Here is a 14,901-nt window from a genome sequence, read left to right on the forward strand (position 1 = left end):
CAAGGAAGATGTATGCACGGATCATTCAAGGGTTTTGTTCGTCACTGCCTCGCTGGCGCCGTGCTCACGGCACTGGCGCTGAATGCCCAGGCCAAGGCGCTGCCGGGGGCGCCGGCACCATTCGACAAGGGCAATGTGCAAATCGCGTTGGTGGGCTATCTGTTTTCCGGGGATTTCACCGAAGCCTATTTGCGTGGCGTCGAGAAACAGACCGAAGCCCTCGGTGCAACGTTGCGGGTGTTCGATGCCCGGCAGCAGGCGGCGAGTCAGCGGGAGATGATCGATCAGGCCATCGACCTCGGCGTCGACGGCATCATCGTTCAGCTCGGTCTGGCGGAAACCCTCAAAGGCCCGATTGACCGGGCCATCGCCAAGGGCATCAAGGTCGTCGCATTCGACGTCGATCTGAACACCCCGCAGGTCACTCAGGTCGAGCAGGATCACCATGCGTTGGCTCGTCTGGCGCTTGATCAGGCGCTCAAGGACAACGGCACGCGCTTCGATGCCGGTTACGTCTACATCAGTGGTTTCACCCCGATGGAGCGGCGCGATGAGATCTGGAGTCAGGTCAAAGCGGCGAACCCGGGGATCATCGAGAAGGCGCGTTTCGGCACGTTGAATCCGCCGATTGCCAACTCGGTCGCCGATCAGGCCAGCGCCGTGTTGCGCGCCAATCCAGGCATCAGCGTGATCTTCGCGCCGTTCGACGAATTCGCCAAAGGCGCAAAAATCGCCGTGGACGAAGCTGGTCTTGGCAAGAAAGTGAAAATCTACAGCGCCGATATTTCCACTGCTGATATCCAGATCATGAAAGAGCCGGACAGTGCCTGGGCGGCTACCGCTGCAGTCAACCCGCAAGTGGCCGGGGCGATCAGCGTGCGGAGCCTGGCGATGCTGATTGCCGGGGAGAATCCGGGGCATAAAGTGTTGGTGCCGCCGACGCTGATTACCCGTCAGCAACTGGTGGATCTGGACGTGAAAAACGTTCGTGATTTGGCGCAGAAACTGCCGGCGTTTGGCGACACGGCCAATGTGGCGCGGACATCGTGGATTCCAGTCGCCAACTGATCATCGGCCCCTGTGAAAGAGCGGCGTTGATGGCGCTTATTGCGCGCCGAACATCGCCGTCCAGTAGATCCCCGCATCGCTTTTCGGGTCGGTGGCATAGGCTGCGCCGAGTTCCTTGTACTGCGGGTTCATCAGATTGGCGCAGTGCCCTGGGCTGCCGAGCCAGCCATCGACGACTTTGCGGATGGTGTCTTGCCCGGCGGCGATGTTTTCGCCGATTTGCTGGTAACTGTAGCCGGCGAGTTCAGCGCGGTCGCCCGGCGTGCCGCCCGTGCGGTCCTTGTGGTCGAAGTAATTGTTGTTGGCCATGTCCCGACTGTGAGCTTCGGCGGCAGTGCCCAGCGTGGCATTCCAGGCCAGTGGCGCGGTGGCGGCAAACGGTTGGCCGCCGCACTGCCGCGGCTGGGCGCGGGCGGCGTTGAGCAGTTCTAGGAGTTTTTGGCCTTCGGCCGAGGCGTCGCCCAGACGCCCGCTCAACAGCGGACGAGCGAGCACGATGCGCCATTCGCTGCCAGCGCGGCTGACCCCGACATCAATGAATTGCGGGTTCAGCACCACTTGGCAGAAGCTCTCCTGCACAGCCTTCATGGCCGACTGCGCATCACGCGGGCCGGACAGGGTGATCGCCTGCACGTTGACCATCGGATAGCTGGCGCGCGCCATCGCTTGTTGCAGGTCGACGGCGCCACTGGCGGGCAGGATCAACCGTGGATCGGCGGACAGCGGCGGCAATTCGCTGGAGGCCTGCGTGCCGCAACGCTGCGGTTGGCTGCGGTAGCTGTTGATCGACTCGACCAGTTGCGATTCATCGGTGGCCATGGCCGAGGCGGCGCAAGCCAGGCCTGCGGACAGCGCGGCAACGCGCAAAATGGATGGCATGAAGCGCATGGAAATCTCCCTTGGGCTGAATGCGCCCATGATGCGCGAAACGCCCCCGGTGGGTGCAATGTCTTTTTCTTCATTCGGCGCTTTTTTCTGCGGAACGATGCGCCGGAATTTGCCGTCTACACTCTGCGAAGAGCCCGCAAACCGGGCGTCTCCCCCACGTAACACGTTGCCCGATTCGGGCCCTGCCGGAAGAACTGACATGGGTTTTAAATGGTTGGCTGGTTGTCTCGTATTAACCCTCTTGGCGGGTGCTGCACTGGCCACCGACCAAGCCCCGATCAAGGCCAAGGCCGAAGAGAAAGCCCAGGTGCTGGAAGAAAAAGCCGCCGACAAAGTCAGCGCGGCTCCGGCGCCAAAATCCGAAGCGATCACGCCGACCGAAGCGCAAGCGGTGGACCCGGCCGGCGCCGCGCCGCTGGATGATCCGCTCACGTGCCTGGCACGCAGTATCTATTGGGAAGCCAAGGGCAAGGACACTCCGGAAATGGAAGCGGTGGCCAATGTGGTGATGAACCGCCTCGGCCACGACGGGTTTCCCGGCACGGTCTGCGAGGTGGTCAAGCAGGGTTCGGAAACCAAAAGCTGCCAGTTCTCGTGGTGGTGCGATGGCAAGCCGGATCAGGTCAAGGAAGACGCCGAATATGCCTTGGCCAAGGAAATCGCCGGCAAGGCGCTGAATCGTCAGTTACCGGATCACACCCACGGCGCGCTGTATTTCCATGACCGCAACGTGCATCCGAGCTGGGCCAGGGAATACACCAAAACCGCTGAGACGAAAAAATTCCTCTTCTATAAACCTGCGGGTGGCGATGCGCGTTAGGCGCAGACCTGACGCAGACAATCGCGCAACCAGCGGTGCGCCGGGTCGGCATCCATGCGCGGGTGCCAGAGCATGGAGACGCTGATCGGCGGCATCTCGAATGGCAGCGCGAAACTGTGCAGCCCGGTGCGCAATTTACGCGTGTGGCGCTCCGGGACGGTGGCGATCAGGTCTGATTCGCGGACCAGCGTCAGCGCCGCCGAAAATCCGCCAAATGAGGTGACGATGTCCCGCGTCAGCCCCGACGCGAGCAACGCTTCGTCGACCGGACCGCTGCTGCGACCACGCCGAGAGATCAGGATGTGCTGGCCTGAAGCAAAGCGTTTGGCGCTGACCTTGCCCGAACTCAATGGATGCCCCTCGCGCACGACACCGATCCACTGATCCTGAAACAGCATTCGGCTGTGCAGCGTCGGATCGGTGCTGTCGTCGACCACGCCGGTCTCCAGATCCACTCGGCCTTCGCGCAACGGTGTGCTGTCCTTGTCGGCTTTCTGCACGAAACGCAGGCGCACGCCGGGCGCCTCCTCAGCGATGCGGGCGAGCAGGGCGGCGGCAAAGGTTTCGACAAAACCGTCGGTGTTGCGCAAGGTGAACGTGCGGCGCAACTGGCCGGGATCGAGTATCTCGGCAGGTCGCAAAACCGCTTCGGCTTCCTGCACCAGTTGACTGAGGCGTTCACGCAGTGCCAACGCGCGGGGCGTCGGCACCAGGCAGCGACCCGCCCGCACCAGCAGTGGATCGCCAGTGGTCTCGCGCAAGCGGGCGAGGGCGCGGCTCATGGCCGAAGGGCTCAGCCGCAGGCATTTGGCGGCGCGGGCGACGCTGCCTTCGCGTAGCAACACGTCGAGGGTGATCAGCAGGTTCAGATCCGGTGCAGACATGACATGGCGTTCCGTGCAGGTGTCGAGTGCAAAGCATGCGTCTTGCGCCTTGTATTGTCGAGGCTCAGGCTAGCGTGCCTGACCTTTGTACTGTGAGCGGCCCCATGCCCCGAGAACCCTTGAGCACTTCAGCCCGCTGGGCGCTGACCAGTCTGGCACTGTCGATGCTGATGCCGTCGCTGGACACCAGCATTGCCAACGCCGGGCTGCCGACGCTGGCAGCCGCGTTTGATGCGACGTTTCAGCAGGTGCAATGGATCGTTCTGGCTTACCTGCTGGCGATCACCACGTTGATTGTCAGCGTCGGGCGTCTGGGCGATGGTTTCGGTCGGCGGCGCTTGCTGTTGATCGGGATCGGCATTTTTACCGCGGCCTCGTTGTGCTGCGCGCTGGCTCCCGGACTTGGCTGGCTGATTGGCGCGCGCGCGGTGCAAGGACTCGGCGCGGCGATCATGTTCGCCTTGACGCTGGCGCTGGTGGCAGATGCGGTGCCGAAAACGCGGGCGGGCAGTGCGATGGGGCTGCTGGCAACGATGTCGGCGACGGGCACCTCCCTCGGGCCTTCGCTGGGCGGACTGTTGATGACGCATGTTGGCTGGCAGTCGATATTTCTGCTCAACGTGCCGTTGGGCTTACTCAATGCAGGGTTGGTGTATCGCTATCTACCGGCCGATCGAACCGCCAGCATGCGGGTTGCATTTGATTATTGGGGCACCGCGGTGCTGGTGTTGACGCTGGCGGCTTATGCGTTGGCGATGACGCTGCAAGGTCTGACACTGATCTTGCTGATGGTCAGCCTGTGCGGTGCGGGAGTGTTCGTGTTGGTCGAAACGAAAGCCAGGGCGCCGCTGATACGCTTGTCACTGTTCGCCGATCGGCGACTGAGCAGCAGTCTGCTGCTGACGTTGCTGGTGACGTCAGTGATGATGACCACGCTGGTGGTCGGGCCGTTTTACCTGAGCCGTGGCTTGGGCCTCAGCGGTGCGATGGTCGGCCTGGTGTTGTCGGTCGGGCCGTTGTTGGCCGCGCTTGGCGGTGTCCCGGCCGGACGTCTGGTAGATCGCTTCGGCGCACGACGGATGGTGCCGGGCGCGTTGTTCGGGATGGTCTGCGGTTGCAGCTTGTTGGCACTGTTGCCGATGAGTCTCGGGCTGCCTGCCTATGTGCTGCCAATGACGGTGATCGCAGCCAGTTACGCGTTGTTTCAGGCGGCCAACAATACCGGGTTGATGGCCGGTGTCGATCAGGATCAGCGTGGTGTGGCGTCTGCGTTACTTGGGCTGGCGCGCAATCTGGGTTTGATCACCGGCGCCGCGGCGATGGGGGCGGTGTTTGCCCTGGCCACCAGCAACCCGACCGAGGCGCCTGCGGCCATGATCGCCAGCGGCTTGCACAGCACTTTTGGCGTCGCCACCGGGCTGATGGGCATGGCACTGATCATCAGCCGAACCAGGACCAAATGGTGGGAGAGGTCTGTCAGTCAACCTTGATGTTGAGCTGGCTGGTCTCATCAGCGGCACGCCAAACATAGGTTTGCGCTGTCTTTTAGCTGGCGTGGGTGTTGAGGATGCTCGCCACCTGTTGCGGCTGACAGTTGAGGTAGGGTGAGGATTTCAGCCAGTGCTGATCCGGGTACCACGAGAACATGTATTGACCATCCTTGAGCTTGTCGATCACCTGCTTGGCAATCTGCGGTCGCACTGCCGGGCAACCCTGGCTGCGGCCGATGCGCCCCTGTTTTTTGCTCCACAACGGGTTCACGTAGCTGGCGGCGTGGATGACGATGGCGCGATCACGGGCCATGTCGTTGAAACCAGGCTCCAGCCCATCCATGCGCAATGAATAACCGTGGGTGCCACTGTAACTTTCCTGCGTGCGGAACAGTCCAAGACTCGACTGGTAACTGCCTTCACGATTGGAAAACTGCGTAGCAAAGTTTTCCCCGGAGTTGGAGCCGTGCGCAACGAGGTCACGCAGTACCAGTTTTTTCGGGTCAGGTCAAAAATCCACAAACGGCGAGCGGTGGACGGTTGCGAATAATCGATGATTGCCAGGTGGCGGGACGGTTTCGCACCGTTGTTGACCGCGCATTGCATGGCGCTCAATGCACCTTTCAGCGCCTGGGGATTGAGTTCTGGCGCGGCGTGCGCGAGGCTGGTGAAGAGAACCGGCGATGGCTTGCCGGCGGCAAAAGCTGGACTGGTCACAGCGACAAGGGTCGCGGTGGTCAGCAGAAGTCGGCGCAAAAACGTCAACATTTATAAAGTGTCCTCACTGGCTACTCATTTGGCACTTTGGCTCCTGACTCCCAGTCGACCCCGCCAAGCCCGAAGATCGAGCCTGACTGTTCAGCGCACCTGATGTAAGGTTGACCGTCATCAAGACGGCCATGGACTGGAGTAAAGCAGTTGTTCAAAAAGTACGCATGCTACTTGAGCATTTGTTTGCTCGCAGCGCCGTTTGTCGCTTGTGCCGAGGAGTCGCTGCCGCCGCTGCAAACACTGCCGACGCCACCGGCGGAATTACCGGTCGAGCCACAGAGTCCGTTGCAAGCCGTGTTGCTCAGTCTGCCACAGGCGTGTCCGGCCGTTGCCGCGCACCTCAACGGCCCGGCGCTGGTGCAGTTGCAGGCGTTCTATGAGCAGCAGGACTGGATGCCGGTGTGGGCGCGCGAGTCCGGGCGATTGCAGGCTTTGCAGGGGCAATTGCAACTGTTGGCCGACGATGGCCTAAATCCCAAGCGCTATGCGGTGGCGGCGGTGCCTCCGCAGGACGGCGAGTTATGCGCCGACATCGACATCAGCCACTACTACCTGCAAGCCCTGCAGGATCTGCATTACGGCCGCTTGCTGCAGTCGCATTTCGAGCCGCTGTGGCATGCCGACGACACCCCGCGTGACCGTCAGGCGGAATTGTTGGCGATCGCCGTGCCGGGCATGCAGGACATTCCTGCGGCGTTCGACCTCGCGCGTCCGCGTCTGGCCCAATATCAAAACCTGCGTCATCTCTACGCTGCGCAAAGGCTAAAGGCTTTGCCGCAATGGCAGTCGGTCGGCAACGGCCCGTTGCTGCGTCCCGAAATGGAAGACAAACGCGTGCCGGAACTGGCCCAGCGTTTGTACAGCGAAGGCTATCTGACCCATGCCGTCGGTACGCCCGGCAATGCCTACGATGGCGTGCTGGTGGAGGCGGTGAAGAGTTTCCAGGCCAATCATTCGTTGCAGGCTGACGGTGTGGTCGGGCCGGGGACGATTGCCGAACTGAACATCAGCCCGCTGACCCGCCGCGAACAGTTGCGCGTCAACCTCGAGCGCTTCCGCTGGATGGCCCAGGACATGGAGCCCAATGGTTTGCTGGTCAACGTCGCCGCTGCCGAATTGACCCTGTATCAGGGCGGCCAGCCGGTATGGCAAACCCGCACCCAGGTCGGCCGCGCCGAACGCCAGACGCCGTTGCTCAAATCCCGCGTGACGCGCCTGACCCTGAACCCGACATGGACGGTGCCGCCGACCATCTGGAAAGAAGACAAACTGCCGGCGATCCGCAAGGATCAAACCTTCCTCAGCCGACAGAACCTGCAAGTGCTCGACGCCAACGGCCAGCCTCTGGCGGCGGCTGACATCGACTGGGACAACCCGGGCAACATCCTTCTGCGTCAGGATGCCGGGCCGCGCAACCCCCTGGGGCAAATGGTCATACGCTTCCCCAATCCGTTCTCGGTGTACCTGCATGACACGCCGAGCAAGGCACTGTTCGACAAGGGCCCGCGAGCGTTCAGTTCAGGTTGTGTGCGCGTCGAGCACCCGATGCAACTGCGTGATCTGCTGCTGAGCCCGGCGGAAAAGGCCCGCACGGAAACGTTGTTGGCGACAGGTACCACGCATGAGTTCCGTCTCTCGGCACCCGTGCCGATCCTGATGACCTACTGGACGGCGCAAGTCGGCAACGATGGCCACGTGCGTTACGCGCCGGACATCTACAGCCGCGACAGCGCATTGCTCGCGGGCCTCGACCGGGCCCATTGATCAACTGAGGCCCGGTAGGAGCTGCCGAAGGCTGCGATCTTTTGATGTTGGCTTTTTCAAGATCAAAAGATCGCAGCCTTCGGCAGCTCCTACATTGTCCGTGTGCGTGCCGGTGTGATTCGGCAGTGATCCGCAGCGTCTAGCGTCTGTGACCCCGCAATCCCATGGGGCGAGACTTCGGAACCCGGCATGCAAGCGCTGTTGAACGAGATTCTTGACGCAGTTCGTCCCCTGATCGGCCAGGGCAAGGTGGCTGACTACATTCCTGCCCTTGGTACCGTGCCGGCCAATCAACTGGGGATTGCTGTGTATGGCAATGACGGCGAGCTGTACTGCGCCGGCGACGCGCACACGCTGTTCTCGGTGCAGAGTATTTCCAAGGTGTTCAGCCTGGTGCAGGCCATCGAACACTCCGGCGAAGCGATCTGGGAACGCTTGGGCCACGAGCCGTCCGGCCAGCCGTTCAACTCGCTGGTGCAGCTGGAATTCGAACGCGGCCGCCCGCGCAATCCGTTCATTAACGCCGGGGCGCTGGTGATCTGCGACATCAACCAGTCACGTTTCGCCGCGCCGGCCCTGTCGATGCGCGATTTTGTCCGGCGCTTGTCCGGCAACCCGCAAATCATGGTGGACGGCAAGGTCGCCGAATCCGAGTACCAACACCGCGCTCGCAACGCCGCCATGGCGTACCTGATGCAGTCGTTCGGCAACTTCCACAATGACGTCGAAGCCGTGCTGCGCAGCTATTTCAGCCACTGCGCGCTGCGCATGAGTTGCGTGGACCTGGCGCGAGCGTTCTGCTTCCTGGCCAACGACGGTTTCTGCAAACACAGCGGCGATCAAATCCTCACCGCCCGCCAGACCCAGCAAGTCAACTCGATCATGGCCACCAGCGGTCTCTACGACGAAGCCGGTAACTTTGCTTACCGCGTCGGATTGCCCGGCAAGAGCGGTGTGGGCGGCGGGATTGTCGCGGTGGTGCCGGGGCAGTTCACAGTGTGCGTCTGGTCGCCGGAATTGAACGCCGCCGGCAACTCGCTTGCCGGGATGGCGGCGCTGGAGTTGTTGAGTCAGCGGATCGGCTGGTCGGTGTTCTGAGCCAATCCCCCAAATCCCTGTGGGAGCTGGCTTGCCAGCGATGAGGCCGGAACATCCAGCATGAGTATTGCCTGAACCGCCGCCATCGCCTTGTAGGAGCAAAGCTTGCTCGCGAAGACGGTGCATCAGGCAATACAGATGCCTCTGACCCACCGCTTTCGCGAGCAAGCTTTGCTCCTACAGCGTTTTGGGTTGCTTGGGGGAGGGTGTTTGCTCGCGAAGACGGTGCATCAAGCAAATACAGATGCCTCTGACCCACCGCATTCGCCTTGTAGGAGCAAAGCTTGCTCGCGAAGACGGTGCAACAGGCAATACAGATGCCTCTGACCCACCGCTTTCGCGAGCAAGCTTTGCTCCTACAGGCGTTTTGGGTTGCTTGGGGGAGGGTGTTCCTATACATTTTCCGGCCGCTCCCTGCATGGTGAATCCGCTTCATGTCTCTTGCACTCGAACGTCTCGTCGCTGGCACGCCGATCCCTTTCGCCGGTAACCGCGTCACCGTGGTCAGCCCCGAACTGGCCGCGCGTTTTCAGCCCGGTGACCACTTGCTGGTGGAGCAGGTGAGTGGCGAGTTGCTGCTGATTCCGGTAGCGGATCAACAAGCGGCTTCGGTGGCAATCGAGCGTGCGGCGTTTGCGTTCACCGCGATGTCGGCAGTGTCGGATGAAGCCATCAGCGAGTTCTTTGATCGGTTTGCCGAGCGCCTGGAAACCCCGGCCTGCTGGGCCTTGATCGAGGCCGCCAACCTTGCCGACATCGAGCGCGCCAAGGCCCGCGGGCGTTCCACCACGCGGTTGCTGGCCGACGAACGCATGCGCCGCGACATGATCGCAGGCCTGCGTGCCTGGCGCGATGCGACGGCCACCCGTGGCAAAGTCATCAGTTGCGTCGAGCATGACGGCTGGAAAGTCGAGCAAGTGGTGTCGCCGCTGGGCATCGTCGCTTTCGTCTTCGAAGGCCGACCGAACGTCTTTGCCGACGCCGCTGGCGTACTGCGCACCGGCAACACCGCCGTGCTGCGCATTGGCAGCGATGCGTTGGGCACAGCGCAAGCCATCGTCACCCACGCCTTGAACCCGGCACTGGCTGAGGCCGGCTTGCCGGTGGGCGCGGTGTCGCTGGTTGAAAGCGTCAATCACGCGGCCGGTTGGGCGATGTTTGCTGACCGACGTTTGTCGTTGGCCGTGGCCCGGGGTTCGGGCCGGGCCGTCAGCCAACTGGGCAGCATCGCCCAACAGGCCGGCACCGCCGTCAGCCTGCACGGCACTGGCGGTGCCTGGCTGATCGCCGATAAAGACGCTGATGCCACGCGTTTTGCCGCCGTGGTGCGCAACTCGCTGGATCGCAAGGTCTGCAACACCCTGAACGTCTGCCTGATCCAGCACGACCGTGCTGCCGAACTGGTGCCGCTGTTTCTCGATGCGCTGCAACAGGCCGGCACTGCCCGTGGCCAGGGCTGCAAATTGCACATCGTCGAAGGCAGCGAGTCGTACTTGCCGAGCGATTGGCAGGGCGCCAGCGTCGAGGTCTACCGCGCCGAAGGCTATGTGACCGAAGCATTGGCCGAGCCGCTGGCGGAGGATCAATTGGGTCGCGAGTGGGAATGGGAAGAAACCCCGGAAGTCAGCCTGAAAATCGTCGACGACCTGGACCAGGCCATTACGTTATTCAATCGCTACAGCCCGCAATTCACCGTGTCGCTGATCAGTGAAAACGCCGAGGCTCATGAGCGTTTCTACAACGCGGTGAATGCGCCATTTGTCGGCAACGGCATCACCCGTTGGGTCGACGGCCAGTACGCGCTGAACAAGTCGGAACTGGGGCTTTCGAACTGGGAGAGCGGTCGCCTGTTCGCTCGCAGCGCGATTCTGTCGGGCGATGGCGTGTTCACCATTCGCAGCCGCATGAGCCAAATCGACCTTAGCGTAAAACGCTGATACCCCGGCAACACAGACCCCTCACTGTAGGAGCTGCCGCAGGCTGCGATCTGTTGATGTTGGTTTTCAAGATCAAAAGATCGCAGCCTCCGGCAGCTCCTGCACGGGTGTTTCAGGCTGCGTCAGCGCTGTTTGCGTAAACCGCACACGTCGCCGGCTGCTCCGCCAACGGTACAAACGTGCGCCGATCCGACGACAGCGCATCGATCGAACCGGTTTCGATGTCGTACACCCAGCCGTGCAGGTTCAACTGACCTTTTTCCTGGGCCAGACGCACGCTCGGGTGAGTCTGGATGTTGGCAAGTTGGGCGATCACGTTCTCGCGCACCATCGAACTGACCTTGGCCGCTTCATTGGCGTGAGGGCGAGATTCGTTGATGACTTTCGCCGACTCCGCGTGCTGCAACCAGCCGCTGACAGCGGGCAGGTGATCCATGCATTTGCACTTGGCAACGGCGGTCATGGCGCCGCAATCCGAATGGCCGCAGATCACGATGTCGGTGACGCCGAGCACGGCGACCGCATATTCGACCGTGGCCGATACACCACCGGGATGCGGGCTGTAGGACGGGACGATGTTGCCGGCGTTGCGGATCACAAACAGTTCGCCGGGTTCTTGCTGGGTCAGCAGTTCAGGCACTACGCGGCTGTCGGAACAGGTGATGAACAAGGTGCCGGGGTGCTGGGTGGTGGCCAGGTGTTTGAACAAGTCAGTGCGTTGTGGGAAGGCTTCGTTCTGGAACTTCAAAAAACCGTCGATGAGTGCTTTCATGTTTGCTTCCTCAAAAGTGATGAACCGTGGCGACTCAGTTCGAGCAACCGGTACCGAATTCGCTGTACTGCAAAATGTGCGTAACGCCTTTGGAGTCGAGGTAGGTCATCTCCACCGGCGTCGGACCGCAAACATCGGCGACCGGGGTGATGTTCACGACCCGAGCGATGTCTAGGTCCATGCCGTACTGGTAGGCAACGGCGCCGTCCTGGGCTTGAGCCTGGGCAGCCAGGCCGGCGATCAACGACAGTGCGAAGAGAATTTTTTTCATGGGGCATCCTCCAGATGAATTTGGTGAATGAAATGTTTTGGGTGGTGGGCCCGCACGTTAAGTGCGGGCCGGTACTGATTTAGAAAGGACGCAGTGGCAGGAACTTGCCGTCCAGGGTGATCACGGCGCGGGAGCCGCCTTCCGGGTCTTCGACTTTCTTCATGTCGAGCTTGAAGTTGATCGCGCTGATGATGCCGTCGCCGAACTGCTCATGAACCAGGGCTTTCAAAGTAGTGCCGTAGATCTGGATCATTTCGTGGAAACGGTAAATGGTCGGGTCGGTCGGTACACCCGACAGGCTGCCGCGCAGCGGGATGATTTGCAGACGGGCGATGCTGTCAGCGTCTAGGTCCAGCTTCTCGCCGACCACTTTGGCGGCGGCTTCCGGCAGCGGGTGCTGGCCGAGCAGGGCAGCGGTGACGTAGGCCAGGCCGAGGCCGGTGCCATCGGTCAGGTCCTGCCAGGACAGGTTTTTGCGGGCCTTGGCATCAAGGATCGAAGTGGTCAGGGCCAGACTCTGGTCGTTGTAAGCGTGGGACTGTTGCATGGTGTGACTCCTATCGGGTTGAGCTATTGGGTGGTTGCTGTGTGTGGAGCAATCTTCTGCCGATTGACTCATAGCGTCCAAGACCGATATACAATGTTGCGCATAAGCACAGCCTATAAATGGAATGTCCCATGCTGCTCCGACATCTGCGTTACTTGATCGCGGTCGCTGATAACGGCGGCTTCACCCGCGCAGCCGAAGCGCTGCACGTTTCTCAGCCGACTCTGTCCCAGCAAATCCGCCAATTGGAAGAAACCCTGGGCGTGACCTTGTTCGACCGCACCTCGCGCACGGTCAAACCCACCGATGCGGGCGAGGCCTACATCGAATGCGCCCGACGGGTGTTGGTGGAACTGGAGGCGGGTAAGCGCGCGCTGCATGACGTGAAGGATTTGTCTCGTGGCGCTTTGCGCCTGGCCATGACGCCGACTTTCATGGCGTATCTGGTGGGGCCGCTGGTGCGCGATTACACAGCACGGTTCCCGAACATCCACCTGGAGATTTTCGAGTTGTCCATGGACGGCATCGAGGCCGGGCTGGCGGATGACTCACTGGACATCGCTATTGCCTTTACGCCAGTCAGAAACCCCGAGATCGAGTGCATCCCGGCGTTTATCGAGACGTTGGGGATTGTGGTCGGGCGTGATCATCCGCTTTACGAGAGCCAGGGTGCGCTGGCGCCGAGCGAGGTAGCGCAACTGGAGTTCGCGTTGCTGGCGCCGGAGTTCATTACCCGATCGTCCATCGACGAATACTTCCGCCAACAAAGCATCACGCCCAAAGTGGTGATCGAGGTGAATTCGGTGAGCACCTTGCTAGAGGTGATTCGCCATACGGCGGTCGCGACCATTTTGCCGGAGGCGATTGCCACCGAGGATCGAGCGTTGCGCAAGATTCCGTTGCAAGGTGAAGCTCCGCAGCGGGGGGCGGCGTTGTTGCGTCGTCGCAATAATTACCACAGTGCGGCGGCGCTGGCGTTTGTTGAACTGGTGCTAGGAACAGAGCTTTCCTAGTCACCGTCATTCAACTGTGGGAGCGAGCTTGCTCGCGAAAGCGGTGGGTCAGTCGACAGTGATGTTGAAGGTGATGGCCCCTTCGCGAGCAAGCCCGCTCCCACAGGGATTTAGGGTGTTCACTAAACGTGTGTGAAAACCCATGCATAAAAAAGGGCCTGCTCCTTGATGGGAGCAGGCCCTTTTTTCAATCTTACTCAGTAGAACCGATCAATCACCCGAACTTCGTTCTGGTTCTGCATCGATGCCCACGCCTGTTTCAGAGTTTGCAGAACATTACCCATGAAGTCTTTGTCGGCTGCGGCTTTCTTGCCGACATAACCCTGGCCGCGACGGTACATCTTCAGTCGGGCCAGCAGGTCCTGGTTGTTCTGGTCGAACTCTGCTTCGTGAGCATGGGGCGACAGGCTGTCCATGTGCACCTGGCCCGACTTGCTGATCCACAGGATATGGCTGTCGTGGCTGTCTTTCTGCGCAGCGAACATACGAGCCAGTTCATCGATAGTAGGTTGATTGTTCAGATTCATATTAAGCCCCTTGACCATTTGGTGATCTTTCAAAGTTGATTCGCTAATACAGGTAGCCCATCGGTTAGTTGATCCCTGGCACCGAAACCAGGACGTCAGCGGTCAGCCGTCGAAATGACGGGGTCTCGCGTCTGTTGCATGTAGTCGTGTTGAATAACTGCTACGCAATAGCGTCACAACGAAGAGAAGCGGCGAAAACCTGGAGGCCACTGCCGACGTTTTCAGGGTCGGCCACAAGCTTCATGAGAATGTTTCGCCAGCGCTTCTCGTCTTTGTACTGGACGTTCGGGCCAGGTCAGCTTCTTCAATCTGCCTTGTGGGCAGCGTGTATCCGGGAAAAACAGCTCGGCGGTCAGACGAGCTTGCTCAAACGTGTTGCCTGTACTCCCGATCGGGGAGACGTCTGCATCATGCAAGGGCAAATCGACGGCGTCAACGGTTATGTAGTGATTATTTTCAGTCACTACATATTGTCGGACAAAGTGGTTTTGGCATTAGGGAAGGGTGTCTAGAGCCCGGTGGTTGGGCTTTCCAAGCGGTAGAACGTGCAGGGATAGCCGTCTACCGTCTGTTGCTGCGTTGTGAAATTTTCCTGCGCAAGGGCAGGGATCACCTTTGCCCAAAACAACCGCGCAGGCTGGTTCGCATCGATGTGGAAAATTTGCCATTGACCGGGAAACCGGCTCAAGAGGGTGGATGCGACAAACTTCGCGACACCTTGGCCACGAAAGCGTCTGCTGACAAAAAAGTAGCCGATGTTGAGATCTGCGCCAGGCAGGTGGGTTTGATCATCCACCGTTACGAACCCGGCCAGCTCTCCATCAACCTTGATCAAAAACGGCCGCGTCGCCGGTTTTCGCCAGTAATCCAGCTTCGGCTGAATGTTGAACAAACCCTGTTCGCCAAGCTTCAGCGGCAGCCACTCGCTGAAGTCGTACGTGTAGAACTGCATCAGGTTTTCAATCGTCTCCAGTTCGTCGCGTTGCGCGGCGTAAAGTTCTATGGTGGGCATGGGGCGTTCACTCCCGGCGATATGACTCCTGACACAGTA

14 protein-coding genes and 1 pseudogene are annotated in these 14,901 nt (G+C 60.7%); 7 read left to right on the plus strand and 8 right to left on the minus strand.

Annotated features, from left to right (window positions below; translation table 11 throughout):
• Nucleotides 1–12 precede the first annotated feature (12 nt).
• Nucleotides 13–1,068: a substrate-binding domain-containing protein gene (locus tag JFT87_RS16335; RefSeq protein WP_201202826.1), complete on the plus strand. Its 1,056-nt coding sequence runs from the start codon at nucleotides 13–15 to the stop codon at nucleotides 1,066–1,068.
• Between the two features lie 36 nt (nucleotides 1,069–1,104).
• Here JFT87_RS16335 and JFT87_RS16340 read toward each other — a convergent pair whose 3' ends face one another.
• Nucleotides 1,105–1,956, minus strand: coding sequence for a CAP domain-containing protein (locus JFT87_RS16340; protein ID WP_201202829.1), 852 nt, complete (start codon nucleotides 1,954–1,956; stop codon nucleotides 1,105–1,107).
• Nucleotides 1,957–2,155: 199 nt separating this feature from the next.
• On the opposite strand from JFT87_RS16340, the gene JFT87_RS16345 reads away from it, so the two are divergent.
• The gene (locus JFT87_RS16345) at nucleotides 2,156–2,776 is read left to right on the plus strand and encodes a cell wall hydrolase (RefSeq protein ID WP_201202832.1); all 621 of its coding nucleotides are present in this window, start codon (nucleotides 2,156–2,158) and stop codon (nucleotides 2,774–2,776) included.
• On the opposite strand, the gene JFT87_RS16350 is transcribed toward JFT87_RS16345, so the two are convergent.
• Nucleotides 2,773–3,660, minus strand: coding sequence for a LysR family transcriptional regulator (locus JFT87_RS16350; RefSeq protein WP_201202834.1), 888 nt, complete (start codon nucleotides 3,658–3,660; stop codon nucleotides 2,773–2,775). The genes JFT87_RS16345 and JFT87_RS16350 overlap by 4 nt on opposite strands.
• Nucleotides 3,661–3,764: 104 nt before the next feature.
• Here JFT87_RS16350 and JFT87_RS16355 point away from each other — a divergent pair, with 104 nt between their 5' ends.
• Nucleotides 3,765–5,150, plus strand: coding sequence for an MFS transporter (locus tag JFT87_RS16355; RefSeq protein WP_201202837.1), 1,386 nt, complete (start codon nucleotides 3,765–3,767; stop codon nucleotides 5,148–5,150).
• Nucleotides 5,151–5,205: 55 nt separating this feature from the next.
• Here JFT87_RS16355 and JFT87_RS16360 read toward each other — a convergent pair.
• Nucleotides 5,206–5,918: pseudogene (locus JFT87_RS16360) on the minus strand (murein L,D-transpeptidase catalytic domain family protein).
• Between the two features lie 150 nt (nucleotides 5,919–6,068).
• On the opposite strand from JFT87_RS16360, the gene JFT87_RS16365 reads away from it, so the two are divergent.
• The 3 genes from JFT87_RS16365 to JFT87_RS16375 all read left to right on the plus strand — a co-directional run bounded on the left by JFT87_RS16365 (nucleotide 6,069) and on the right by JFT87_RS16375 (nucleotide 10,720).
• Complete coding sequence (locus tag JFT87_RS16365) at nucleotides 6,069–7,685, plus strand: L,D-transpeptidase family protein (protein WP_201202839.1); 1,617 nt, start codon at nucleotides 6,069–6,071, stop codon at nucleotides 7,683–7,685.
• 189 nt (nucleotides 7,686–7,874) lie between these two features.
• Nucleotides 7,875–8,783, plus strand: coding sequence for a glutaminase B (gene glsB, locus JFT87_RS16370; protein WP_201202841.1), 909 nt, complete (start codon nucleotides 7,875–7,877; stop codon nucleotides 8,781–8,783).
• Between the two features lie 434 nt (nucleotides 8,784–9,217).
• Nucleotides 9,218–10,720: an aldehyde dehydrogenase family protein gene (locus JFT87_RS16375; protein ID WP_201202843.1), complete on the plus strand. Its 1,503-nt coding sequence runs from the start codon at nucleotides 9,218–9,220 to the stop codon at nucleotides 10,718–10,720.
• Nucleotides 10,721–10,832: 112 nt separating this feature from the next.
• Here JFT87_RS16375 and JFT87_RS16380 read toward each other — a convergent pair whose 3' ends face one another.
• The 3 genes from JFT87_RS16380 to cynS form a co-directional block, all read right to left on the minus strand.
• Nucleotides 10,833–11,492, minus strand: a complete 660-nt coding sequence (locus JFT87_RS16380) for a carbonic anhydrase (protein ID WP_201202844.1) — start codon at nucleotides 11,490–11,492, stop codon at nucleotides 10,833–10,835.
• Between the two features lie 34 nt (nucleotides 11,493–11,526).
• The gene (locus JFT87_RS16385; RefSeq protein WP_201202845.1) at nucleotides 11,527–11,763 is read right to left on the minus strand and encodes a DUF2790 domain-containing protein; all 237 of its coding nucleotides are present in this window, start codon (nucleotides 11,761–11,763) and stop codon (nucleotides 11,527–11,529) included.
• Nucleotides 11,764–11,842: 79 nt separating this feature from the next.
• Nucleotides 11,843–12,310 carry a cyanase gene (gene cynS, locus JFT87_RS16390; RefSeq protein ID WP_133836027.1) on the minus strand — a complete coding sequence of 156 codons (468 nt, stop codon included), beginning with the start codon at nucleotides 12,308–12,310 and terminating at the stop codon, nucleotides 11,843–11,845.
• A 131-nt stretch (nucleotides 12,311–12,441) separates the two neighbouring features.
• On the opposite strand from cynS, the gene cynR reads away from it, so the two are divergent.
• Complete coding sequence (cynR, locus tag JFT87_RS16395; protein WP_201202846.1) at nucleotides 12,442–13,323, plus strand: transcriptional regulator CynR; 882 nt, start codon at nucleotides 12,442–12,444, stop codon at nucleotides 13,321–13,323.
• Between the two features lie 197 nt (nucleotides 13,324–13,520).
• Here the strand turns inward: cynR and JFT87_RS16400 are convergent, their stop codons facing one another.
• On the minus strand, nucleotides 13,521–13,850 hold the full coding sequence (locus tag JFT87_RS16400; protein WP_201202847.1) for a hypothetical protein: 330 nt from the start codon (nucleotides 13,848–13,850) through the stop codon (nucleotides 13,521–13,523).
• Nucleotides 13,851–14,358: 508 nt separating this feature from the next.
• On the minus strand, nucleotides 14,359–14,862 hold the full coding sequence (locus tag JFT87_RS16405) for a GNAT family N-acetyltransferase (protein WP_201202853.1): 504 nt from the start codon (nucleotides 14,860–14,862) through the stop codon (nucleotides 14,359–14,361).
• Nucleotides 14,863–14,901 lie beyond the last annotated feature (39 nt).

The sequence above is a fragment of the Pseudomonas sp. TH15 genome (assembly GCF_016651105.1).
In the GTDB taxonomy this organism is placed as follows: domain Bacteria; phylum Pseudomonadota; class Gammaproteobacteria; order Pseudomonadales; family Pseudomonadaceae; genus Aquipseudomonas.

What these genes read in the sequence shown, in the direction of transcription:
- JFT87_RS16375 (WP_201202843.1), top strand. Translation starts at nt 9,218, where the DNA reads ATGTCTCTTGCACTCGAACGTCTCGTCGCTGGCACGCCGATCCCTTTC.
- JFT87_RS16345 (WP_201202832.1), top strand. Translation starts at nt 2,156, where the DNA reads ATGGGTTTTAAATGGTTGGCTGGTTGTCTCGTATTAACCCTCTTGGCG.
- JFT87_RS16350 (WP_201202834.1), bottom strand. Translation starts at nt 3,660, where the DNA reads ATGTCTGCACCGGATCTGAACCTGCTGATCACCCTCGACGTGTTGCTA.
- JFT87_RS16335 (WP_201202826.1), top strand. Translation starts at nt 13, where the DNA reads ATGCACGGATCATTCAAGGGTTTTGTTCGTCACTGCCTCGCTGGCGCC.
- cynR (WP_201202846.1), top strand. Translation starts at nt 12,442, where the DNA reads ATGCTGCTCCGACATCTGCGTTACTTGATCGCGGTCGCTGATAACGGC.
- JFT87_RS16380 (WP_201202844.1), bottom strand. Translation starts at nt 11,492, where the DNA reads ATGAAAGCACTCATCGACGGTTTTTTGAAGTTCCAGAACGAAGCCTTC.
- JFT87_RS16385 (WP_201202845.1), bottom strand. Translation starts at nt 11,763, where the DNA reads ATGAAAAAAATTCTCTTCGCACTGTCGTTGATCGCCGGCCTGGCTGCC.
- cynS (WP_133836027.1), bottom strand. Translation starts at nt 12,310, where the DNA reads ATGCAACAGTCCCACGCTTACAACGACCAGAGTCTGGCCCTGACCACT.
- JFT87_RS16405 (WP_201202853.1), bottom strand. Translation starts at nt 14,862, where the DNA reads ATGCCCACCATAGAACTTTACGCCGCGCAACGCGACGAACTGGAGACG.
- JFT87_RS16400 (WP_201202847.1), bottom strand. Translation starts at nt 13,850, where the DNA reads ATGAATCTGAACAATCAACCTACTATCGATGAACTGGCTCGTATGTTC.
- JFT87_RS16340 (WP_201202829.1), bottom strand. Translation starts at nt 1,956, where the DNA reads ATGCGCTTCATGCCATCCATTTTGCGCGTTGCCGCGCTGTCCGCAGGC.
- glsB (WP_201202841.1), top strand. Translation starts at nt 7,875, where the DNA reads ATGCAAGCGCTGTTGAACGAGATTCTTGACGCAGTTCGTCCCCTGATC.
- JFT87_RS16355 (WP_201202837.1), top strand. Translation starts at nt 3,765, where the DNA reads ATGCCCCGAGAACCCTTGAGCACTTCAGCCCGCTGGGCGCTGACCAGT.